Raw genomic sequence first — 437 nt, 5'->3', positions numbered from 1 at the left:
CCATCCGGTTGGGTTGCTCATCCATATGAAGAAAAAGAAGGGGAATAACGCCCCTTCTATTTTTTTGTAAACAATATGACGCCTGCAATGGTGACGAATGAACCGATCCATTGTGGTGGCGTTAACGTTTCTCCAAGAAGTATGTATGCAAACAAGGCAGTAAAAAGCGGATTAAAATTTAAAAACATGCCCGCTGTCGTCGCACCAACTCGTTTGACGCCGACGTTCCAAAGAAACATCGCGAGCACCGTCGCCCCAACGCTCGTATATAAAAGCGCAAGCGAAAAGGAGACGTTCACATCATGAACGGAAAAAGAAGAAAGAAACGGCAGCAATCCGATGACGCCAAATACGCCAGACCAAAACGTCGCCGCAAGCGGAGAGTACGATGTCATCACCGCTTTGGCGCAGGCTGAATAAACGCCCCAAATGATGAC

1 protein-coding gene is annotated in these 437 nt (G+C 47.6%); it reads right to left on the bottom strand.

The window, feature by feature from the left end; all coding sequences use genetic code 11:
* Window positions 1-56 precede the first annotated feature (56 nt).
* Window positions 57-437, bottom strand: a 381-nt coding sequence (locus tag ETC00_RS19945) for a DMT family transporter (RefSeq protein WP_171567765.1), incomplete at its 5' end; no start/stop codon positions are given.

Source organism: Brevibacillus sp. MCWH (genome assembly GCF_013096935.1).
Taxonomy (GTDB): domain Bacteria; phylum Bacillota; class Bacilli; order Brevibacillales; family Brevibacillaceae; genus Brevibacillus; species Brevibacillus aydinogluensis.
Note: the sequence above shows the minus strand (reverse complement) of the source record. Positions and strands in the feature narration are given on the sequence as shown.